Genomic DNA, 22,698 nt, shown 5'->3' on the forward strand with positions numbered 1-22,698 from the left:
CGACGGCCGCATCGTCGACGAACTCCACCACCCCACCGCCGACACCGTCCTGGACCGCATGCGCCGCTTCGACGCCAAGGGCCGCACCAGCTGACCCCCGGCCCCACCGACCGACGCCTCCCGACCCCTCCAGGACACCTCATGTATCGCACCGCACTGCGCAACGTGCTGGCCCACAAGGGCCGACTGCTGATGACGGCGCTGGCCGTCATGCTCGGCACCGCCTTCGTCGCCGGCACCATGGTCTTCTCCGACACCTTCAGCAAGGCCATGCGGGACAGCAACTCCAAGAGCTACTCGGACGTCGCCGTCCAGGTGGTGGACCGCTCGGCCGGCTCCTCCGCCCAGCAGAAGGGCGACGGCGGCTCCGCCGGGCTCACCGACGCCACCGTCCAGCAGCTGGCCGCGCTGCCCGGCGCCGCCGACGCCCGCGGCGTGGTCAGCGGCTTCACCGGGGTCGCCGACCGGAAGGGCGGCCTGATCGGCCAGGCCTGGGCCGCCAAGGGGGCCAACTTCGCGCCGGGCCGGGACGGCAAGGACGCCCGCTACCCGATGGTCGAGGGCCAGGGCCCGAAGAACGCCAAGGAGGTCGCCCTCGACCGCAGCACCGCCGACAAGGCGGGCTACCGGGTCGGCGACACCGTCCGGGTGGCCGCCAACGGGCCGGTGATCGAGGCGAAGCTCACCGGCGTCTTCACCACCGACGACCCGGTGGTCAACAGCGGCGGCACCCTCACCCTCTTCGACCGGGCCACCGCCCAGCAGATCCTGCTGGAGCCGGGCCGCTACAGCAGCGTCGTGCTCACCGCCAAGCCCGGCACCGCCGAGGACGCGCTGCTCGCCCAGGTCCGGCCCAAGCTCCCGGCCGGCGACCAGTTCGACGTCGAGACCGGCGCCAAGCTGAAGGCCGACGACCAGGCCATGATCGCCAGCAGCACCGACAGCCTGCGCACCATGCTGCTGGTCTTCGCCGGCATCTCGCTGTTCGTCGGCATCTTCATCATCGCCAACACCTTCACCATGCTGGTCGCCCAGCGCACCAAGGAGCTGGCGCTGCTGCGGGCGATCGGCGCCAGCCGCAAGCAGGTGACCCGCTCGGTGCTGATCGAGGCGCTGCTGATCGGGGCCGTCTCGGCGGTGGCCGGTCTGCTGGCCGGTGTCGGGATCGGCGCCGGGATGCGCTCCCTGATGGGCTCGCTGAACGAGAACATGCCGACCGGCTCGCTGGTGATCGCGCCGACCACGGTCCTGGTGACCCTGGTGACCGGCGTCCTGGTGACGGTCCTGTCGGCCCTGCTGCCGGCCGTGCGCGCCGCCCGGATCGCCCCGGTGGCCGCGATGAGCAGCGGCGACCAGCCGGCCGGCCAGAAGAGCCTGGTGGTCCGCAACACGATCGGCTCGCTGTTCGCGGCCGGCGGCCTGGCGCTGATCGGCTACGGCGCCTCCACCGGCAACGACTCCGGCCGGATCCCGGTGGGCCTGGGCGCCTTCCTGGCCCTGATCGGCGTGTTCGTCCTGCTGCCGCTGCTCTCCCGCCCGGTGGTCGCCCTGGCCGGCCCGCTGCTGCGCGGCCTGGGCGGCACGCCCGGCAAGCTCGCCCAGCAGAACGCGGTGCGCAACCCGCGCCGCACCGCGGCCACCGCCGCCGCCCTCACCATCGGCCTGACCCTGGTCAGCGGTCTGACGGTGATCGGCACCTCGATCGGCGACACCATCGACCGGGCCGTCACCAGCTCGATGAAGGCCGACTACCTCGTCTCGGCCGCCAACGGCATGGGCCTGTCCCCGCAGCTGGCCGAACAGCTCGCCAAGGCCCCCGGGGTGGCCGCGTCCTCCCCGATGACCACCGCCTACTGGAAGCTCGACGGCAGCGAGGAGAAGATCAGCGGCCTGAACCCGGACGGCTTCGAGCAACTGGTCGACATCAAGCTGGCCGGCGGTTCGACGGCGGCGCTCGCCCAGGGCCAGCTGCTGGTGTCCCAGGACCTCGCCACCAAGTCCGGTGTCACCACCGGCTCGACGATGACGGTGACCTACCCCGACAAGTCCACCGGCCGGCTCACCGTCGGCGGGGTGTACGAGAAGGGCGGCATGCTCGACTCGGTCCTGCTCTCCAACGCCGAGATCGCCAAGCACGATCCGAAGCCGTACACCCCCGACGTCCTGGTCAAGGGCAAGGACGGCGCCACCGCCGGCCTCAAGCAGGCACTCAAGGACGCCACCGGCGCCAACCCGGTGATCGAGGTCAAGTCCAAGCAGGAGGTCCGCGACAACTTCAGCCAGGCCATCACCTTCGCGCTGAACATGATGTACGGCCTGCTGGCGATGTCCGTGCTGGTCGCGGTCCTGGGCGTGATCAACACGCTGGCCATGTCGGTCTTCGAGCGCAAGCGCGAGATCGGGATGCTGCGGGCGATCGGCCTGGACCGCGGCGGCATCAAGCGGATGGTCCGGCTGGAGTCGGTGCTGATCTCGCTCTTCGGCGCCGGGATCGGCCTGCTGCTCGGCTGCTTCATCGCCTGGGCGATCAACGGGACGCTGAAGTCCAGCCTGGCCGGGCTGACCACCGTCCTGCCCTACGGCCAGCTGGCACTCTTCCTGGCGCTGGCCGGGCTGGTCGGCCTGGTGGCCGCGATCTGGCCGGCCCGTCGGGCAGCCGGGCTGGACATCCTGTCGAGCATCAAGACGGACTGACGCCGCGCCAGGCACAGCGAGGGCCCCTGCCGGAGGGTTTCGGCAGGGGCCCTGCTACTGCTGTACTCCGCCCGGTCGCACAACCGGCTGAGCACCACGGAGGTCGTGGTCCGGCGACACTGCCGGGCGGAGGGCCTCCGACTCATACCCCGGCGCTCCCACACCGGGGTCCGGTCGCTTACTTGCTGGCGAGCTCCTTGTCGGCGGCCGGCTTGGCGGCCTCGACGGGCTTGGTGGGCGGCGTGACCTCCTGGATCGGGAGCTGCGGGTTCTCCATCTGGGAGAGACCCACCGCCTCACGCTTCAGGAACATCGCGAGGGTCCAGTCGGTGAAGACGCGGACCTTGCGGTTGAAGGTCGGGACCATCGCACCGTGGTACAGGCGGTGGAACCACCAGGCCGGACGGCCCTTCAGCTTGTACTTGCCGAAGAGGATCGCCACGCCCTTGTGCAGGCCGAGACCGGCGACCGCACCCAGGTTCTTGTGCTTGTACTCCTTCTGCGGGAAGCCCCGCATGCCGGAGATCACGTTGTCGCCGAGGACGACGGCCTGACGGCAGGCGTGCTGGGCGTTCGGCGGGCACCAGGCGCCCTCGCCGGCGGCGAGGTCCGGCACCTGGGCGTTGTCGCCGGCGGACCAGACGTAGTCGAAGCCCTGGACCTGGAGGGTCGGCGCGGTGTCGACGTGGCCGCGCGGGCCCAGCGGCAGGCCGAAGTTGGCCAGCACCGGGTTCGGCTTCACGCCGGCCGTCCACACGATGGTGGCGGCGTCCATCTCCATGCCGTTCTTCAGCATGACGTGGCCGTCGACGCAGGAGTCCATCGAGGTCTCGATGTAGACCTCGATCTTCCGCTCCTCCAGCTTCTCCTTGGTCCACAGACCGAGGTCCGGGCCCATCTCGGGGAGGATGCGGTTGGCGGCCTCGACGACGACGAAGCGCATGTCGTCGCGGCTGACCGTCTTGTACAGCTTCGCGGCGTCGCGCGCCATGTCCTCGACCTCGGCGACCGTCTCGATGCCGGCGAAGCCGCCACCGATGACGACGAAGGTCAGCGCCTTGCGGCGGATCTCCGGGTCGGTGGTGGACTCGGCCTTGTCGAGCTGGGCCATGACGTGGTTGCGGAGGCCGATGGCCTCCTCCACCGTCTTCATGCCGATGCCGTTCTCCGCCAGACCCGGGATCGGGAAGGTGCGGGAGACCGAGCCGGTCGCGACGACCAGGTACTCGAAGGGCAGCTCGTAGCTGTCGCCGGCCGCCGGCTGGATGGTGGCGACCTTGCGGGCGTGGTCGATGCCGGTGACGGACCCGGTCAGCACCTCCGCCTGCTTCAGGGTCTTGCGCAGCGGCGCGACGAGGTTGCGAGGCGCGACGTTGCCGCCGGCCGCCTCGGGGAGGAAGGGCAGGTACGTCATGTACGACCGCGGGTCCACGACCGTGACGGTCGCTTCGCCGTAGCGCATCTTCTTGAGGATGCGCATCGCGGCATACAGGCCGACGTAACCACCGCCGACAATGAGGATGCGAGGACGCTCCGTGGTGCTCATATCCGAAAGTATCCAGCACCGTCCGGAGCAGCCTTCGTGAGCCCGGTCACAAGCGGATGGACACCCCGTGCTACACTCCGCGCCCACAAAAACGGCATCGGCGCACCGGCGCACCGGCCCCGACGGCCCCCCGGGAACGTGCGCCGGAGCACGACCCGGCTGAGCAGCAACGATCCGTACGGCGCCCGGGTTCCCGCTCGTGATTTCGATTTTCAAACCTCAAGCGAGGCCTGACCTGCGATCCAGCGGGCTTCGCACCGGACGGACCTTCGGTCTCACAATTCGGGCGTAGCGGGCCCCCGGGTGCGACGAATGACTGGATCGCCATGTGAAGAAATTCACGAACTTTCCGCCCCGCACCCGGGCGCGCCCCGGCCCCGGCGCCCGGAACGGTGCGCCGGGGCCGGTCGGGTAAGCCCCGCAGCCGCTCAGACGGCCATACTCCAGGCGATGCCGTCCAGGATGTCGTGCTCGCTCACGACCACCTCGGCGGCGCCGGTGCGCTCCATGATCTCCAGCAGCTCCAGCGCGCCGGCCGCGATCACGTCCACCCGGCCCGGGTGCAGCGACGGGATGGCCGCGCGCTCGGCGTGGGTGGCGGCCAGCAGCTCGGCGGCGATCTCCGCGACCCGCTCCCGGCCGATCCGGGAGTGGTGCACCGTCATCGGATCGTAGACCGCGAGGCCCTGCGCGATCGCGGACACCGTGGTGACCGTGCCCGCCAGGCCCACCAGGGTGGCCGCGCCGGTCAGCGGGACGACCTCCTCGGCCTTGTCCAGCTCGGCCCGCACGTGCGCCCGGGCCTCCGCGACCTGCTCCGCGGAGGGCAGCTCGGCGCCGCCGAAGTGCCGCTCGGTCAGCCGCACGCAGCCGATGTCCACCGAGCGGGCCGCCTGCACCTCCGACCCGCCGAGCACGAACTCGGTGGAGCCGCCGCCGAGGTCGAAGACCAGGTACGGGGCCGGGAACTGCCCGCCGGTCAGCTCCTTGGTGGCGCCGACGAAGGACAGCCGTGCCTCCTCCTCGCCGCTCACCACCTCCGGCTCGACGCCGAGGATGTCGCGCACGCCCTTGACGTACTCGTCGCTGTTCTCGGCGTCCCGGGAGGCGCTGGTCGCGACGAACCGGGTGCGCTCCGGGCCGAGCCCGAAGCCCTCGATGACCTCCCGGTACTCCCGGCAGGCCGCGAAGGTGCGCTCCAGCGCGTCCGGGTGCAGCCGGCCGGTCCGGTCCACGCCCTGGCCCAGCCGGTTGACGATCATCCGGCGGTCGAGGTCGGTGATCTCGCCCGTCTCCGGGTCGAGGTCGGCGACCAGCAGCCGGATCGAGTTGGTGCCGCAGTCGATCGCGGCGACACGGGTCATGCTCACTCGGACTCCTGCTCCGCTGCGCCGGCTTCCGGGGCCTCGGCCTCGGCGGCGCGCTTCCTGGCGGCCCGCTCGGCGGTCTTCTGCTGCTTGGCCGCGATCACGGCCTCGTGGTCCTGGCCCTCGGCCCGGTTGTGCAGGACCCGCTCACCGGCCGCCTCGACCTCGGCCGGGGAGACGCACGGGCCCTTGGCCCACCAGTCCTCCAGCATCCCGATCGCCTCGTCGCCGAGCGGGTTGACGCCCTCGCCGGCCGCCAGCGAGTGGCCGACCAGCACGTGCAGGCACTTCACCCGGTCCGGCATGCCGCCCGCGCTCGGGAAGCCCTCCAGCACCTCGATCGCGTCGCGCCGGGCGATGTAGTCCTCGTGCGCCTTCTGGTAGGCGGCGGCCAGCTCCGGGTCCTCGGCGAGGCGGGCGGTCTGGTCCTTCATCACGCCCTCCGCCTCCAGGGTGCCGATCAGCGAGGCGGCCTTGGGGCAGGTCAGGTAGTACAGCGTCGGGAACGGCGTGCCGTCCGGCAGCCGGGGGGCCGTCTCCACGACGTCGGGGTTGCCGCAGGGGCAGCGGTGCGCCACGCCGCGCAGGCCGCGCGGCACCCGGCCGAGCTGGGCGGCGATGGCCGCGACGTCGGCGTCGGAGACGGCGGGGTGGTTCTCAGTGGTCATGGGGGGTGGGGTCTCCAACGGGGGACGGGGGGAGCGGACTGGGGGTGGCGGGGGCCAGCGCGGTGGTGTCGGCGGCGTCCACCGAGTCCCAGATGCTGGCGTACCAGGGCTTGGCGGCCTTCGCCGGGCCGCCCGCCGCCTCGGCGGAGGGCGTGGCCGAGCCGGCCGGGGCCGGGGGCCGGGTGGCCGCACCGGACGGGTCCACCGCGATGTACGGGGTCTCCCCCGGCACCGCGTAGTGCAGCCGGGCGCGGGCCTGCGCCTTGACGTACTCCGGGTCCTGCCAGCGGGCCCGGTCCCGGCGCAGCTGCTCGACCTGCTGGCGCGCGTGGTCGGCCTTCGCCCGCTGGGCGGAGATCTCGGCGCGCTGGGAGATGAACTGCCGCGTCGGGTAGGCCAGGATCGCGACCAGCGAGCAGAGCACCAGGACGAGGACGGTCGCCCGGCTCGTGAACCGAGGCCGGGCCGCCAAGCCCGGGATCCTCCAGCCAGCCATCTCCCGTATCCCCTCCTGGTCGCGACGGTGCCCCGCCGCCCACCCTACGGGGTGGGCGGCGGGGCACCGGTCAGGCGTGCGCTACCGGGGACCTTCGGCCCCACGGTTTCCGGCCTCGCGGCTCGGGCCTCCGAGCCGCCGGGCTCGACGGCTCAGGGCTCAGGGCTCGAAGGCTCAGGCCTCGAACTTGAACCGCGGGAAGGCGCCGCGGCCGGCGTACTCGGCGGCGTCGTCGAGGATCTCCTCGATGCGCAGCAGCTGGTTGTACTTGGCGACGCGCTCGGAGCGGGCCGGGGCACCGGTCTTGATCTGGCCGCAGTTGGTGGCGACGGCCAGGTCGGCGATGGTGACGTCCTCGGTCTCGCCGGAGCGGTGCGACATCATGCAGCGGTAGCCGTTGCGCTGGGCCAGCTCGACGGCGTCCAGGGTCTCGGTCAGCGAGCCGATCTGGTTCACCTTCACCAGCAGGGCGTTGGCGGTGCCGGTCTCGATGCCCTTGGCCAGGCGGGCCGGGTTGGTGACGAACAGGTCGTCGCCGACCAGCTGGACCTTGTCGCCCAGCTTGACGGTCATGGCCTTCCAGCCGTCCCAGTCCGACTCGTCCAGCGGGTCCTCGATGGAGACCAGCGGGTAGGCGGCGACCAGCTCGGCGTAGTACTCGATGAGCTCGGCGGCGGTGAGGGCCTTGCCCTCGAACTGGTAGGCGCCGTCCTGGAAGAACTCGGAGGCGGCGACGTCCAGGGCCAGCGCGATGTCGCGGCCGGGCACGTAGCCGGCCTTCTGGATCGCCTCGGTGATGAGGTCCAGGGCCTCGCGGTTGCTGTCCAGGTTCGGCGCGAAGCCGCCCTCGTCGCCGAGGCCGGTGGACAGGCCGCGCTCCTTCAGCACGCCCTTGAGGGTGTGGTAGACCTCGACGCCCCAGCGGACGGCCTCGGAGAAGGACTCCGCGCCGATCGGGGCGATCATGAACTCCTGGATGTCGACGTTGGAGTCCGCGTGCGAGCCGCCGTTGAGGATGTTCATCATCGGAACCGGCAGGACGTGCGCGTTCGGGCCGCCCAGGTAGCGGAACAGCGGCAGGTCGCTGGCCTCGGAGGCGGCGTGCGCGACGGCCAGCGAGACGCCCAGGATGGCGTTGGCGCCGAGCGAGGACTTGTCCGGGGTGGCGTCCAGGTCGAGCATGGCCTGGTCGATCAGGCGCTGCTCGGTGGCGTCGTAGCCGACCAGCTCCGGGCCGATCTGCTCGATGACGGCCAGGACGGCCTTCTCCACGCCCTTGCCGAAGTAGCGGTTCTTGTCACCGTCGCGCAGCTCAAGCGCCTCGAAGGCGCCGGTCGAGGCACCCGACGGCACAGCGGCACGACCCGTGCTGCCGTCGTCGAGGCCGACCTCGACCTCGACCGTGGGGTTGCCGCGGGAGTCGAGGATTTCGCGGGCTACGACGACATCGATGGACGGCACGAAGCATCTCCTTGCGGAAGCAGGGTCCGGCTGACGGTGGTGCGATCGGCCGGATGATTGCGGAGTCGTTACGACCAGAGCCTAACCGCCCGGGCCCCCGGGGCCACGTCGACCTCGGCTCCGTCTCAGCGTGTGGCCCCGCTACCCACCGGTAGTTCACCTGCGCGCCCCGGCTCGTCCGGCCGGGTCCGGCGAATGCGGACGAAGGGGGCCGCGCCGGGCGCGGCCCCCTCGGATGCGTCCGGGAACGGCTCAGCCGAGGTGCAGCACCTGGCCGGGCACGATCAGGTCCGGGTTGCCGCCGACGGTGCCGCGGTTGCCGTCGTAGACCGACTGCCAGCCGCCGGACACGCCCTGGACGGAGGCGATGCTGGACAGCGTGTCGCCGGCCCGGACGGTGTAGTCGTGGGCGCCCTGGGCGGACGGCGCCTGGGCGGCGGCCCGCGGGGCCGTCTGCGGCTGGGCGGCCGTCTGCGGGGCGTACTGCTGGTAGACGCTCTGGTGGCTGGTCCAGTACCAGGCGCCGTTGTTCTGGTACCAGAACACCTTGGCGTCGGCGTCCCAGCCGGCCTTGCCCGGGAAGCCCTGGGCCTGCGGCTTCGCCAGCTGCGGGGCGGCCGGCTTGGCGGCCTGCTGCTGCGGCGCGGCCTTGGCGGCGGGCTTCGCGGCGGGCTTGGCGGCCTGCTGCTTGGGGGCCTGCTGCTTCGGGGCGGACTGCGCGGTGGTGTCCGCGGCGGCGTCGACGGCCGCCGGGGCGCCGCCCTTGGTCAGCCCGGCCTTCTTGGAGCAGACCGGCCAGGCGCCCGGGCCCTGCGAGGCGAGCACCTTCTCGGCGACCGCGATCTGCTGGGCGCGGCTGGCCTGGTTGGCCTGCGCCGCGTACGCGGTGCCGCCGTACGCCTTCCAGGTGCTGGAGGTGAACTGCAGGCCGCCCGAGAAGCCGTTGCCGGTGTTGATGCCCCAGTTGCCGCCGCTCTCGCACTGGGCGACGGAGTCCCAGACGGAGGCCGGGGCGGCGGAGGCGCCGGTGGCGCTGAGCAGCGGCAGGGCGAGTCCGACGCCGGCCACGCCCGCGACGGCGATGGCCTTCTCGGTCTGGGTGCGACGGCGGTGGCGGCCGGTTCCGACGAGCAGCATGAAGGGTCCCTCTCCGCACGCCTGCGAGGTGAGCTGTCGGGTTCGGACCGGGAGGTGGCCCGGCCGCCGTCTGCGGAATCCCTTCCGCTCGGGCGGCTTCACCCCAAGCCGTGGAGGAACGGCAACAAACCTGGTTCCCCCGCCCCTGCCCAGGGTCTGGTCGGTTTCCCGTGGTGCGGCGGGCAGGATTCGGCGTTCCGCGCACGGGGTCCGCAGCTGCGAACTCCAGGGAGACTAGACAGATCCTCAGATCAATCACAAGCTCATATCGCCGACATCACACAAGAATTACGGCGCGTGTTCGATCGCCTACGGACGGCGGGGGTTTGTCCGGTTTGATGGGTGTTCATACCGCCGCCGACGGTCGGATGCGACACCGTGTCAGGGTGTCGGAGCGTCCGGACGGGAGTGCGGCGAACGGCTCTCCGGAGCGAATTCGACCGGGAGCTCGCGCAATCCACGCATGATCAGACCGCCCCGCCAGCGCAGGTTCTCCGGGCTCTCGGCCAGCCGCAGATCGGGCAACCGGGTGAGCAGGGTGGCCAGCGCGGACCGCCCTTCGAGCCGGGCCAGCGGGGCGCCGATGCAGTAGTGGATGCCGTGCCCGAAGCCCAGGTGGGGGTTGTCGCTCCGGGCCAGGTCCAGGGTGTTCTCGTCGGCGAACCGGGCCGGGTCGCGGTCCGCCGCCGCCAGCACCACCAGCACCGGGTCGCCGACCGGGATGTCCACCCCGCCGATGGTCAGCGGCCGGGTCGCGAACCGCCAGGTCGCCAGCTCCACCGGCCCGTCGTAGCGCAGCAGTTCCTCGATCCCGGTCTCCAGCAGCGCGGTCTCGCCGCGGGCCACCGACTCCTGCAGCAGCGCCCGCTGCCCGGGGTTGCGCAGCAGCGCGTACGTCCCGTTGCCGATCAGGTTGACCGTCGTCTCGAAACCGGCGAAGAGCAGGATGAAGGCCATCGCGGCGGCCTCGTTCTCGGTCAGGTGCTCGCCGTGGTCGCTCGCCCGGATCAGACCGGAGATCAGGTCGTCCCCGAGGTCGGCCCGCTTGCGGTGGATCAGCTCCAGCAGGTACGCCCGCATCCGCTTCACCGCCCGGCCCACGCCGCCGCGCTGGCCGCCGCCGTGCCGGATCATCATTCCGGCCCAGTCGCGGAAGTCGTCCTGGTCCTCGGCCGGCACGCCCAGCATGTCGCAGATCGCGTAGATGGGGAGCGGGAAGGCGAACTCGTGGATCAGGTCCGCCGATCCGCGCTGCGCGAAGCCGTCGATCAGCCGGTCGGTCAGCTGCTGCACCCGCGGCTCGAACTCGGCCACCCGGCGCGGGGTGAACGCCTTCGACACCAGCCGGCGCAACCGGGTGTGGTCCGGCGGGTCGATGTTCAGCAGGTGGGTCATCAGGTCCGCCTGCCGCTCCCCCGGGATGCCCACCCGGCCGGTGCGGTGCGCCTGCCCGCTGTGGTGCGCCGGGTTCTTCGACAGCCGGCCGTCCGCCAGCGCCTGCCGGGCGTCCGCGTACCTGGTCACCAGCCACGCCTCCACGCCGCTCGGCAGCGTGGTGCGGTGCACCGGGGCGTGCTCGCGCAGCCAGGCGTAGGCGGGGTACGGGTCGGCGGCGAACTCCCAGGTGAAGAGCTGGGGGCCGGGCTGGGCGGCGGGCTGGGCGCCCTCGGGCTGAGCTGGCATGGGTCGACCGTAACCGCTGGACCGGGCCCGCCCGGACGGCCTCCGGGCCGGCGCCGGGGTGTCACCGGTTCGCGAACCGTTCGTGAGCGGCGCGCGAGCGGCGCGCCAACGCTCCGTGGACGCCCCGTGGACGGTCCGTGGACAGGCCTTGGACAGCTCTTGGCCGGGTGGCAGGCGTGAGCCTGGTCACCTGCGGGGTAATCCCTGTTGCGGAGGGTCAGGACGTGCCTACGATCCTCCGCAGTATGCGTGGGCGCCGGTGCGGTGTCGCCCACAGGGAGGAGCAGGCCATGCGGGTCAGCGGAGCAGTCGTCGTCATCGCGGTGCTCGACGGCGGTTCGGGGGCCGGCCTCGCCCGTCGGTTCACCGCGGCCGGCGCCGCCGGGATGCTGATCGCCGACCAGCACGTCGGGATCGCCGAGGACCTCGCCGCCGAACTCGACCGGCCGGGCTGCCCCGTGGTGGGCGTCTCCGGCGACGTCCGCCGGCCCAGCGACGTCGCCGCCCTGGTCGACACCGCCGAGAAGCACCTCGGCCCGATCGACCTCTTCTGCGTGGCCGGCCCGCGCGGCGAGCGGATCGTCTCCCTCGCGGACCTGCCCGACCACCTCGACCTGGAACGCCTCGCCGAGCTCGTCGCGCTGGTCGGCGAGGCCATCGGCGAACTCGTCCCGCCGCAGCGGCACTCGACCGAGCGGACCGCCACGGCGGCCTGAGCCCGCCCGCCCCGGTCTACTCCGGCTTGAGCCCCTCGGCCGCGCGCACCGCGTCCCGGTAGCCCCGCGCGGCCGAGCGCAGCGCCGCGTCCACGTCCACGCCGGCGTCGTGCGCCCGCTGCGCGACGGCCAGCAGCAGCCGGCCCGCCGACTCCGCGGTCAGCTCCGCCGGCAGCCGGTACGGCTCGTCCGGCACCCCGGTGAAGCCCGCCCGGTGCACCCGGGACACCAGCTTCGCCGCGTACGCCAGCGCCGGCAGCCCGGCCGGCACGCCGTCCAGGACGGACTCCCGGTCCGCCTTCTCGGCCGCCTTCAGCTGCTCCCAGTTGGCCTCGACCTCGGCCGCACCGCCGGTCTCGACGTCCCCGAAGACGTGCGGGTGCCGGTAGACCAGCTTCTCCACGAGGTCCCCGGCCACGTCGTCGACGGTGAACGGGTCGGTGGGGTGCTCCTCGGCGATCCGGGCGTGGAAGAACACCTGCAGCAGGACGTCGCCCAGTTCCTCGCGCAGCGCGTCCCGGTCCCCCTCCTCGATCGCCTCGACCAGCTCGTAGGCCTCCTCGACCAGGTACTTCACCAGGCTCTCGTGGGTCTGCTCGGCGTCCCACGGGCAGCCGCCGGGCGAGCGCAGCCGGTCCATCACCGAGGTGAGGTCCAGCAGCCGCGCCCCCGGCAGGTCGTAGGAGCCCGGCAGCACCTCGATCTCCGGCACCTCCCCGGCGCGCTCCACCGCCAGCCGGGCCAGCGCGTCCGTCAGCCCCGGGTCCCCGTCCTGGCCGCCCAGCCACACCGTCGGCCCCGCCCCGGCCGGCTGCCCGGTCAGCAGCCGCGCCAGCTCCGGCGCGGATCCGGCCGGCGCCACCTCGACCGCCACCCCGGCCTGCCGCACGGCCGCCACCTGCGGGTGCCCCTCCTCGCCCACCAGCACCCGCCCGGCCGAGCGCAGCGCCTCCCAGGCGGGCCAGGCCAGCAGCCCGGGGGCCACCCGGTGGGTGGTGGTCAGCACGATCAGCTTCGCGCCCGGAGCGTTCGTCGTCACAGCGTTCGTCGTCACCCTCCGAACCTACCGCCGTTCGGGTCGGGGCACCGGCCGGTGCCCGGAGCCGAACGACGGCCACCGGCCCGGCCGGTGGCCGTCGTTCGCGGGTGCCCGGCGGGCGGTGCTACTTCTTCGCCCCCGCCAGGTCGTCGAACATCGCCGACAGGAACTCGCCGCACCAGCCCAGCAGCTCCCGCCCGACCAGCGGCTTGCCGCCGATCCGGCCGGTGCTGGGCCGCGGCACCAGCACCTGCTGGGCCGCCGCCTTGACCTGGCTGCGCGGGTAGAGCCGGTTCAGCCGCAGCTGCTGGGACTCGCGCAGCTCCACCGGGCCGAAGCGGACGTTCGGGCCCTGGAGGGTGATGTCCGCGATCCCGCACCGCCGGGCGTAGAGCCGCAGTGCGGCGACCATCAGCAGGTTCTCCACCGGGTCGGGCAACTTCCCGTAGCGGTCGGTGAGTTCGTCCCGGACCTGCTGGATGTCCGGCTCCGAGTTGACCGCCGCGATCGACCGGTAGGCCTGCAGCCGCAGCCGCTCGCCGGGCGCGTAGTCGTGCGGCACGTGGGCGTCCACCGGCAGCTCGATCTTCACCTCCAGCGGCTCCTCCTCCGGCTCGCCGCCGCCCGCCAGCGACTCGCGGAACTCGGCCACCGCCTCGCCGACCATCCGCATGTAGAGGTCGAAGCCGACGCCCGCGATGTGCCCGGACTGCTCGCCGCCGAGCAGGTTGCCGGCGCCGCGGATCTCCAGGTCCTTCATCGCGACGTACATGCCGGCGCCCATCTCGGTGTGCTGGGCGATGGTGGCCAGGCGCTCGTGCGCGGTCTCGGTGAGCGGCTTCTCCGGCGGGTACAGCATGTACGCGTAGCCGCGCTCGCGACCGCGGCCGACCCGGCCGCGCAGCTGGTGCAGCTGGGAGAGGCCGAAGGTGTCGCCGCGCTCGACGATCAGGGTGTTGGCGTTGGAGATGTCGATGCCGGACTCCACGATCGTGGTCGACACCAGGACGTCGAACTCCTTCTCCCAGAAGTCGACGACGACCTTCTCCAGCTGGGTCTCCCCCATCTGCCCGTGCGCGGTGGCGATCCGCGCCTCGGGCACCAGGTCCTTCAGCCGGGCGGCCGCCTTGTCGATCGACTCCACCCGGTTGTGGATGTAGAACACCTGGCCCTCGCGCAGGAGTTCACGCCGGATCGCGGCCGAGATCTGCTTCTCGTCGTACGGCCCGACGAAGGTCAGCACCGGGTGCCGCTCCTCCGGCGGGGTGGTGATGGTGGACATCTCGCGGATGCCGGTGACCGCCATCTCCAGGGTGCGCGGGATCGGCGTCGCGGACATGGTGAGCACGTCCACGTTGGCCCGCAGCTTCTTCAGCTGCTCCTTGTGCTCGACGCCGAAGCGCTGCTCCTCGTCGACGATGACCAGCCCGAGGTCCTTGAACCTGGTCTCGGAGGAGAACAGCCGGTGGGTCCCGATGACGACGTCCACCGACCCCTCGAACAGCCCCTCCAGGACGGCCTTGGCCTCGCTGTCGGTCTGGAAGCGGGACAGCGCCCGCACGTTGACCGGGAAGTTGGCGTAGCGCTCGGCGAAGGTGGAGAAGTGCTGCTGGACCAGCAGCGTGGTCGGCACCAGCACCGCCACCTGCTTGCCGTCCTGGACGGCCTTGAAGGCGGCCCGGACGGCGATCTCGGTCTTGCCGTAGCCGACGTCGCCGCAGATCAGCCGGTCCATCGGGACGGACTTCTCCATGTCCGACTTGACCTCGGCGATGGTGGTCAGCTGGTCCGGGGTCTCCGCGTACGGGAAGGCGTCCTCCAGCTCGCGCTGCCACGGGGTGTCCGGGCCGAAGGTGTGGCCGGGCGCGGCCATCCGGGCCGAGTACAGCTTGATCAGGTCGGCGGCGATCTCCTTGACCGCCTTCTTGGCCCGCTGCTTGGTCTTCGCCCAGTCCGCGCCGCCGAGCCGGTGCAGCGTCGGGGCCTCGCCACCGACGTACTTGGTGACCTGGTCGAGCTGGTCGGTCGGCACGAACAGCCGGTCGCCGGGGTGGCCCCGCTTGGCGGGGGCGTACTCCAGCACCAGGTACTCGCGGGTGGCGCCCTGGACGGTGCGCTGCACCATCTCGACGTACCGGCCGACGCCGTGCGCCTCGTGCACCACGTAGTCGCCGGCCACCAGGGCCAGCGGGTCGATCGCGTTGCGGCGCCGGGACGGCATCCGGCGCATGTCCTTGGTGGAGGACTTCTGGCCGGACAGGTCGGTCTCGGTGATCACGGTGAGCTTCAGCCGGTCGTCCACGAAACCGTGCTCGATCGAGCCGCAGGAGACGTGCACGACGTCCCGGGTGGGCGCCTCGGCGAGATCGGCCACCAGCCGGGCCGGGATGCCCTCGTTGCCGAGCACCTCGGCCAGCCGCGAGGCCGGGCCGTGCCCCTCCGTCACCATGACGACCCGCCAGTCGGCGGCCAGCCGCTCCTTGGCGTCGGCGATCGCCCGGGCGGTGTCGCCCCGGTAGGCCTCGACGGCGTGCATGCCGAGGGTCAGCGTGTTGACATCCACCTCCAGGATCCCGTCGACCGTGGACTCACTGGTCGCGAACGGGCTGACGGACCACCAGGGCAGCCCGATCCGGTCGGCGTGCTCGCGCACCTCGGCGAGCGAGCGCAGCGAGGCCGCGGAGACGTCGATCGCCTCCACGTCGATCGGCCGGTCGCCCCCGGCGGCCGCGGCGACCCAGGAGGCGTGCAGGAACTCCTGGCTGGTGGCCACCAGGTCGGCGGCCCGGGTGCGCACCCGCTCCGGGTCGCAGACCACCGCGACCGAGCCCAGCGGCAGCACGTCCACCAGCAGTTCCATGTCGTCCACCAGCACCGGGGCCAGCGACTCCATGCCCTCGACCGCGATGCCCTCGGCGATCTTGTCCAGGATCTCGGCCAACCCGGGCTGTTCGACGGCGAGTCGGGCGGCCCGGGCGCGCACCTCGGGGGTCAGCAGCAGCTCCCGGCAGGGCGGCGCCCACAGGCCGTGCTCGGCGATCTCCAGCGAGCGCTGGTCGGCGACCTTGAAGTAGCGGATCTCCTCGACCTCGTCGCCCCAGAACTCCACCCGCAGCGGGTGCTCCTCGGTCGGCGGGAAGACGTCCAGGATGCCGCCGCGGACGGCGAACTCGCCGCGCTTCTCGACCAGTTCGACCCGCGCGTAGGCGGCCGCGGCGAGCCGGCGGGCCACCTCGCCGAGGTCGTGCGACTCCCCGCGCAGCACCGCCACCGGCTCCAGCTCGGCCAGCCCCTTGACCTGCGGCTGGAGCACCGAGCGGACCGGGGCGACGACCACCTGCACCGGCCCGGCCGCCACGTCGTCGGCCCGCGGGTGCACGATCCGGCGCAGCACGGCCAGCCGGCGGCCGACGGTGTCCGAGCGGGGTGACAGCCGCTCGTGCGGCAGGGTCTCCCAGGCCGGGTACTCGGCGACCGCGTCGGGGGGCAGCAGCGAGCGCAGCGAGGCGGCGAGGTCCTCGGCCTCCCGGCCGGTCGCGGTGACGGCCAGCACCGGACGGCCCCGGTCACCGGCGGCCTGCCCGGCCAGCGCGCGGGCCAGCGCGGCGATGGCGAACGGCCGGGCGGCGGGCGGCCCGACCAGGTCCAGGTGGCGGCGGCCGCCGGCCGCGGCGCCGGCGGCGGTGGCCGCCTCGATCGCCTCGGCGAGCGCCGCGTCCCGCGCGACGACATCGAGCAGTCCGGTCAGGCTCATCTGGGGTCTCTTCTTCGTCCCGTGGCTGGTGCTGCCTCCGGGCGGCGAGAGGCCCGCCGGGGCAACGCGAACGGCCCGGCACGCCGAGCGGCCGGGGGTATCCAGCCTACGCCGCGGCACGGACGGGCACGCGGTGTACGGGCCGGGCGGCGCCGTACCACCGGGGCGCCGGACCGCGCGGGGACGAACCGGGCCGACCACCGGCCGTACTGTCAGGGACACGACCGCAGACGAACCACTGGACGGAACACCGGACCGGGCGGTGGACGAACCAGCCGCGACGACGGCCCGGACCGGACTTCACCATCTGCCACGAACTGGACATACTCCTGTCACTGGCCGTCCATGGAGATCGCGCACCATAGTGAACGTGCCCGCCGCACCCAACCGTGGGGGATGGCTGTGGCGGCACTGTCGCACCCCCGATGGGGGTCGGAGGTGCGAGGCCGGGCGACCCTGGGTGGGGGCGCCCGCCCAAGCGCCGGGAACCGTGGCGCCCTTTCCTGGAGGGCGCCACGGGTCTCGGCCTCATTCGTTCCGGGCAACGGTCCGCGGATTGCTCCGACCCTTTCCGGAAAAGGGCTCCGCGGAATCCGCGCCGACCCGCCGGAAACCGGTTCGACGACCGCTCCGGATTCCCTCCGTACCCGCCGCGTCCGGGCCGGCCGGGCCTTGCTCCGCCGTACCGGCGGGCCACCGGCGCCGGCCGGGCGACCGCGACGCGCGGGCCCCGACCGCCCGGCAGCAGGCGGTCAGGGCCCTGGACGCGACACCCACCGGACCGGTCGCCGGGACGCCCGACGGCGGAACGGCGTCAGCGGTCAGCGGTCAGCGGCGGCGGTAGGCCACCGTGTTGGGGGGCTCGTAGCCCGCGCCGTCGTCCACGATGATGATCTTCGGGATGACCCGGGTCTCCTCGGCGCCGGAGACGCCGCCCGGTGCCTCCGAACCGGCCTGCCCGGCCTGCCCGGGCGGCACCACCGGCTTCGGCGGTACCGCGGCCGGGGCCACCGGGCCCGTCACCACCGGACCGTCGGCGGCCCCGGCCTCCGTACCCGGAGTCTCAGTGCCCGTGACCCCGGCGGCCTTGTCCCCGGCGGCCTTGTCCCCGACGGCCTTGTCCCCGGCGGCCTTGGACGCCGCCACCGCACCGCCGACCACGGGCTGACGCAGCACCGCCGTCGACTTCGACGACCCGGCCGCGGGCTTCGCACCGGCCGGAGCACCGGTCGCAGCGACGGCCGCACCCTCATCGGCCGCCACGGCCTTGCGCAGGTCCGGCAGCGGGATCTCCCCGGTGTCCGCCTCCGGATCCACCGCCGCCGCGTCGGCCACGGCGTCCCCCGGGTCCGTCGTGGAGGCCGCGGCGGCCGCCGCCGCGAGCCGCTCGGGCTCGATCTGCCCGACCGCCGCCCCGGTGAGCGAGGCCAGGGTGGCCTTGATGTGGTCCAGGTGCTGCTGCACGGTCTCCAGGCGGGCGTCGAAGGCCTGCTGCTCGCGCTCGCTCTCCGCGTTGATCTTCTCGGCCTCCCGGCGGGCCTGCTCGATCAGCTGGTCGGCCTTGGCCTGGGCGTCGGTCTCCAACTGCTTGATCCGGCCCAGCACGGTCTCCCGGTGCTGCTCGGCCTCCTTGACCCGGCGCTCGGCGGTCGCGGAGACCTCGGCGTCCTCGGCGTCGGCGGCGGCCTGGGCCTCGGCGAAGGTCTCGTCGGCCTTGCGGCGCCGACCGGCCAGCTCGGCCTCGGCCTGCTCGCTGGCCTCCGCGGCGGCCACCCGGACCTTGGCGGCGTAGGCGGTGGCACCGTCCCGGGCGGTCCGGCTCTCCCGGTCGGCCTCGGCGCGGATGCCCTCGGCCTCGGCGCGGGTGCGCTCGTCGGTGCGGCGGGCGGCCGCGTCCGCCTCGGAGCGGGTGGTGGTGCCGTACTCCTTGGCGGCCCGCTCCGCCGCCTGCCCGGCCTCGTACACCTCGTCCCGGAGGTCCTCGGCGAAGCGCTCGGCCTTCTCCTTCACCGCGCGGGCCTCGTTCTGCGCCATCTCGGCCAGTCCGGCGGCCTGCTCGCTGAGCACCTGGTAGTCCGGCTCCGGGGCCTCGTCGGCGGCGCGGCGGATCGCGTCCAGCCGGGTCTCCATCTGCCGGATGCCGGCGCCGAGGACGCTCAGCCGCTCCCACGCCTCGTCGCGTTGGGCGGTCAGGGCGACCAGCGCCCGGTCGACCTGCTCCGGCGCGTAGCCGCGCCGGGCCTGGGTGAAGCCGTACTGGGGGACGGCGTCGCTCATGGGCTCTTCCCCTCGTTTCGCGGGCTGCGGAGCCCATGATCGGACGGAACGGACCGATCCGGAACCGGTTCGGTGGCCGGGGCCGGATCCGGTCGTCCTGTGGACCGGAATACGTCGAGGACCGGGCGAGTAGACCCATCCTCTTGACCTATTTTGCGCAGATCCGGACGAAACCCCAACGAGGCACAGCTGCCGGGGCATGCCGGAAGGGTCGTTCCGGACACCGGAACGACCCCTCCCCACCTGCGAGGATCCGCGACGGTCCGCTACAGCAGACCGTCCCAGAACTGCTCCAGCAGCACGGCCCACCAGGTGTCCGCGGTCTGCAGGGCCGCCGGGTCGATCGCGGCGAGCTGCGCCTGGAAGTCGGTCGTCCAGCGACCGGCCTGCTCCGGCGTCAGCCCGTACCGCAGCCGCCACATCCGGCCCAGCAGGGCCAGCGCGCGGACGAACTCCGGTACACCGGTGTTGACGAAGCGCGGCGGTTGGCCGGTTCCGTCGACGTCCACGGCGACCACGTTCGCGGTGCCGTACTGGACGCAGAGCTGACGGCCGTAGTCGTTGCCGAGCACCAGGTAGCCGCCGAAGTCCGGGGCCGCGGGCAGACCGCGCTCGGCGGCCAGCTCGGCGAGCGTCGGGATCGGCCGGCCCTCCTGGGCCTGGGCCCAGAAGAACGGCCCGAAGTCGCGCGGCAGCCCGGCCCACATCAGGGTCTGGGAGACCGGCTCGGGCACGCCCTGGCGGGAGACCGCGCGCTGCTCGTAGCGGAACAGGTTCTGCCCGAAGGCCGTCCCGAGCTCCTGGGCGAGCTGCTGGGGCGGCAGCGGGGGCAGCGGCTGGACGGTGCCCGGCGCGGGCAGCGGGGCCCGGAACGGGCGGACCCGCTGGGCGCCGGAGGCCAGCTGGTGCAGCTCGTCCAGGTGGTCGAGCAGCTCGGCCATCCCGGCCTGCCGGGAGGCGTGGTCACGGCCGTACGGGGCGGTGTGGGTCAGCCGCACGTTCGGCCAGGAGGCCGCGATCATGCGGTTGCAGTAGCCGCCGGGCAGGTCGCACGACTCCAGCTCGGTGTAGAGCTCCAGCACCTGCTCCGGGGGCACGTTCAGCCGGCGCAGGTCCTGGAGGATCTTCCACTCCGGGTGCGGGGTGCCGGGCTCGCTGCGGTGCAGCAGCTTCTGCTCCGAGCCGTCCGGGCCGCGGTAGCTGAGCGCGGCGAAGTAGCCCGGGCCGACCGCGGGCACGCCGGGCGGCACCGGCGCGCCCGGCGGCGGACCGGTGACCGGCGCCGGCGGGACGACGCCGGGCGCGCCGGCCGCGTTCGGGTAGCCGTACCCGGCCGCGGGCGCGGCGGGGGCGGCCGGACCGCCGGGCGGCGGCGGGACGGCGGGGCCGCCGGACGGCGGGGTGCCGGGGTCCGCCGCCGGAGCACCGAGCAGCGCCGGGTCGATCGCACCCGCCAGCTGGGTCGCCTCGTGGGCCGGGGCGGCGGCCGGGGCGGCCCCGCCCTGCGGGACCGGGGCCGGGGCCGCGCCGGGGCGCAGGCCCGCCGGGGGCGGGGGCGGCGGGGTCGAGCCGGCCGCCCGGCCGCCGGGGCCGGCGGCGGGCGCGCCGGAGCCCGTCGGGTGCCGCAGCCCGGCGGGTGGGGGCGGCGGCGGGGCCGAGCCCGGGGCGCGGCCGGGCCCGCCCGCCGGTGCGGGGGCGGCGGCGGGCGGCGCCGCCGGACCGGGGGCGCCGGGCGTGGCGAGCATGGTGGGCGCCTGCTCCACCGGCGCGCCGGGCGGCCCGGGCGGGGTCGCCGGGGCGCCGGGCAGGCCCATCAGGCCGGGCAGCGCGTCCGGCGCGGCGAGCAGCGTCGGGGCCGGCTCGACCGCCGGGGCGGGCGCCGGAGCCGGCGGTGCGGCGGGCGGCGCGGCCGGAGGCCGGGCACCGACCGGCGGGACCGGGGGCGTGCCGTGGCCACCGCTGCCGGGGGGCATCAGCACGGTCGCGGCCTCGGCCCCGGCCGGGGCGGGCGCCTCGGGCAGGTCCGAACCGGAGGTGCGCAGGCCCTCGGGCATCAGCACGGTCGCCGCCTCGGCGCCCACCGGCGCGGCGGGCGGCAGCGGCGCCGCGGCCGGCGGCTGCGGGGCGGCGAACGGGTCCTCGCCGGGCGGCGGGGCCAGCATGGTCGGCGCGTCCCCGGCCGGCCGGTCGGAGACCGGCGGCTCGGTCAGCACGGCGGGGCCGGGCGCCACCGGCGGCACGGGTGCGGCGGCGGGCACCGGGGCGACCGGCGCGGGCGCCGGGGCGGGCACCGGGGCCGGAGCGGCCGGGGCACCCCCCAGCTTCTCCGCCTCCGCCGCGATCGCCGCCGCCCCCGCCTCCTGCAGCCACTGCGGCGGGCTGAGCAGGAAGGAGGTCGCCTCCACCGGCCCCGGCGCGGGCTTCGCCGCCCCGGCCGGGTTGGCCGCGACCGGCCGCCCGTACACCTCCTCGTACTGCCGGACCACCTCGTTGACCGGCAGCGCGGGCCACAGCGTGCTGGCGCCCGAGTCACGGGCGATCACCAACCGCGCCCCGCCCGCGCCCGAGCCGTCGCCCGGAGCCGCACCGCCGTCGCCCCCGGTCCCGTCCGCGGGCGGAACCGCCCAGCAGACGAAGCCCAGGTCGAACTCCCGGACCCGCACCTCGTGCTGCTGCCCGTGCGGCACCCCGCCGTTGATCCACTCCTCGGCGAGCTCCTGCGCCTGCGCGTACGTCACCACGCCCGGTTCACCCCTGTCCCCGTCGTCCCCACTCGTTCCACCGTCGCCGTCCCCGCCGCCACGTCAGCCCACCGGGACGGCCCGGGCGAACCCGCCGTCCACCATCAGCTCGGCGACCGTCTCCAGCTCCGGCGGGCTGCCGGCCAGCCGCAGCAGGAAGGCGTCGAAGTCGTCCCCGCAGGGCAGCAGCAGCCGGGCGCAGCGCTCCTCCGGTGCCTCCGCCCCGCCGGAGTCGCGGGCGTCGTCGTACAGGTGGAACCAGACCGAACCGGCCCGCTCGCCGCGCACCTTGAGCGCGACGATGCCGCCCTGCGCGTAGGCGATGCCCAGGTAGTCCTTGGTGAGGTGGTCGCGCAGGCACTTGTTGGCGTACACGACGTCCTCGGTGCCGTACTCCTCGGTGAGGGTCAGGAACGGCTGGTCGAGCAGCATGCCCAGCTCGGTGTCGAGCGCGACGCCGACCGGGCCGCGGCCGCCGCCCAGCTTGAGGAAGGAGCGGTAGGCGCCGGGCAACCGGTAGCCGAGCCGCTCCTCGGCGCGCTGCACCAGGTCCTCGGGGACGCCGATCGGGTCGCCGCCGTCCCGGGCCAGCGAGAAGTGGACGGGCCGGCGTTCCTGGAGCGGGCGGGTGCCCCGGCGGGAGTGGTCGGCGGGCGAGACGGCCAGGCCGCCGTGGTGCCGCAGCAGGGCCTTGACCTCGACCGGGACGAGCTCCATCCGGCGCCAGCCGGGGGCGGCCCGGCCGACCGCGTGGTGCCAGGTCCAGCCGGGCGGGGTGGCGACCGCGGTCTCCAGGTCGGCCCAGAGCGGGTGGCCCTGGGTGAACAGCGCGGCGTTGGCCGAGACGTAGTCGGTCAGCCGCAGTTCGTCCACCCCGAAGCCCTCCGGCGGGTCCGCGACCTCGGCCGCCGCGGCGGCGTACGGGCCGAAGTCCGGGTAGCCGGCCTCGTCCACCCGGACCCCGGCCGGGTGCCGCTCCGCGCGGACCGGGTCCGGGAACTGCACCACCTGACCTGCGTACGCCGCGTTCGGTGCGGCGGCGACGCCGGGCCGACCTGTCGTCATCTGGGAGCCCCCACTGGCTGCTGCAAAGTGCTCGGTGCGCTTGCTGGGCACCAG

At 74.0% G+C, this 22,698-nt stretch carries 14 protein-coding genes, 1 pseudogene and 1 riboswitch; of the genes and pseudogenes, 3 read left to right on the forward strand and 12 right to left on the reverse strand.

Going from position 1 to position 22,698, the window contains the following annotated elements; genetic code table 11:
• Positions 1-94: pseudogene (locus AB0O91_RS39015) on the forward strand (ABC transporter ATP-binding protein); the annotation flags it as partial.
• Positions 95-141: 47 nt separating this feature from the next.
• Positions 142-2,694: an FtsX-like permease family protein gene (locus tag AB0O91_RS39020; protein ID WP_363443572.1), complete on the forward strand. Its 2,553-nt coding sequence runs from the start codon at positions 142-144 to the stop codon at positions 2,692-2,694.
• A 178-nt stretch (positions 2,695-2,872) separates the two neighbouring features.
• Here AB0O91_RS39020 and AB0O91_RS39025 read toward each other — a convergent pair whose 3' ends face one another.
• The 7 genes from AB0O91_RS39025 to AB0O91_RS39055 form a co-directional block, all read right to left on the reverse strand.
• A complete protein-coding gene (locus AB0O91_RS39025) occupies positions 2,873-4,240 on the reverse strand; it encodes an NAD(P)/FAD-dependent oxidoreductase (RefSeq protein WP_363443574.1) in 1,368 nt (455 codons plus the stop codon).
• Between the two features lie 428 nt (positions 4,241-4,668).
• A complete protein-coding gene (locus tag AB0O91_RS39030) occupies positions 4,669-5,604 on the reverse strand; it encodes a Ppx/GppA phosphatase family protein (protein ID WP_363443612.1) in 936 nt (311 codons plus the stop codon).
• 2 nt (positions 5,605-5,606) lie between these two features.
• The gene (locus tag AB0O91_RS39035; protein WP_363443576.1) at positions 5,607-6,293 is read right to left on the reverse strand and encodes a DUF501 domain-containing protein; all 687 of its coding nucleotides are present in this window, start codon (positions 6,291-6,293) and stop codon (positions 5,607-5,609) included.
• Positions 6,265-6,747, reverse strand: a complete 483-nt coding sequence (locus AB0O91_RS39040; RefSeq protein WP_363443578.1) for a septum formation initiator family protein — start codon at positions 6,745-6,747, stop codon at positions 6,265-6,267. Before AB0O91_RS39040 ends, AB0O91_RS39035 begins: the two co-directional genes overlap by 29 nt.
• A gap of 198 nt (positions 6,748-6,945) precedes the next feature.
• The gene (gene eno / locus AB0O91_RS39045; protein ID WP_363443580.1) at positions 6,946-8,232 is read right to left on the reverse strand and encodes a phosphopyruvate hydratase; all 1,287 of its coding nucleotides are present in this window, start codon (positions 8,230-8,232) and stop codon (positions 6,946-6,948) included.
• Positions 8,233-8,484: 252 nt separating this feature from the next.
• Positions 8,485-9,369 (reverse strand): transglycosylase family protein, encoded by an 885-nt coding sequence (locus AB0O91_RS39050; protein ID WP_363443582.1) that lies wholly within the window; start codon positions 9,367-9,369, stop codon positions 8,485-8,487.
• 4 nt (positions 9,370-9,373) lie between these two features.
• Positions 9,374-9,541, reverse strand: a riboswitch (cyclic di-AMP (ydaO/yuaA leader).
• A gap of 209 nt (positions 9,542-9,750) precedes the next feature.
• Positions 9,751-11,052 carry a cytochrome P450 gene (locus AB0O91_RS39055; protein ID WP_363443584.1) on the reverse strand — a complete coding sequence of 434 codons (1,302 nt, stop codon included), beginning with the start codon at positions 11,050-11,052 and terminating at the stop codon, positions 9,751-9,753.
• Positions 11,053-11,342: 290 nt separating this feature from the next.
• Between AB0O91_RS39055 and AB0O91_RS39060 the strand changes: the two genes are divergently transcribed.
• Positions 11,343-11,768, forward strand: a complete 426-nt coding sequence (locus AB0O91_RS39060) for an SDR family NAD(P)-dependent oxidoreductase (protein WP_363443586.1) — start codon at positions 11,343-11,345, stop codon at positions 11,766-11,768.
• A gap of 16 nt (positions 11,769-11,784) precedes the next feature.
• Here AB0O91_RS39060 and AB0O91_RS39065 read toward each other — a convergent pair whose 3' ends face one another.
• The 5 genes from AB0O91_RS39065 to AB0O91_RS39085 form a co-directional block, all read right to left on the reverse strand.
• Positions 11,785-12,822, reverse strand: a complete 1,038-nt coding sequence (locus AB0O91_RS39065) for a MazG family protein (RefSeq protein WP_363443588.1) — start codon at positions 12,820-12,822, stop codon at positions 11,785-11,787.
• 109 nt (positions 12,823-12,931) lie between these two features.
• A complete protein-coding gene (gene mfd / locus AB0O91_RS39070) occupies positions 12,932-16,561 on the reverse strand; it encodes a transcription-repair coupling factor (protein ID WP_363443590.1) in 3,630 nt (1,209 codons plus the stop codon).
• An 828-nt stretch (positions 16,562-17,389) separates the two neighbouring features.
• Positions 17,390-18,838 (reverse strand): hypothetical protein, encoded by a 1,449-nt coding sequence (locus AB0O91_RS39075; RefSeq protein WP_363443592.1) that lies wholly within the window; start codon positions 18,836-18,838, stop codon positions 17,390-17,392.
• Between the two features lie 266 nt (positions 18,839-19,104).
• Complete coding sequence (locus AB0O91_RS39080) at positions 19,105-21,579, reverse strand: SUKH-4 family immunity protein (protein ID WP_363443594.1); 2,475 nt, start codon at positions 21,577-21,579, stop codon at positions 19,105-19,107.
• Positions 21,580-21,642: 63 nt separating this feature from the next.
• Positions 21,643-22,644, reverse strand: coding sequence for an SMI1/KNR4 family protein (locus AB0O91_RS39085; RefSeq protein ID WP_363443596.1), 1,002 nt, complete (start codon positions 22,642-22,644; stop codon positions 21,643-21,645).
• Positions 22,645-22,698: the final 54 nt, after the last annotated feature.

It is taken from the genome of Kitasatospora sp. NPDC089797 (genome assembly GCF_040684795.1).
Lineage (GTDB): Bacteria > Actinomycetota > Actinomycetes > Streptomycetales > Streptomycetaceae > Kitasatospora.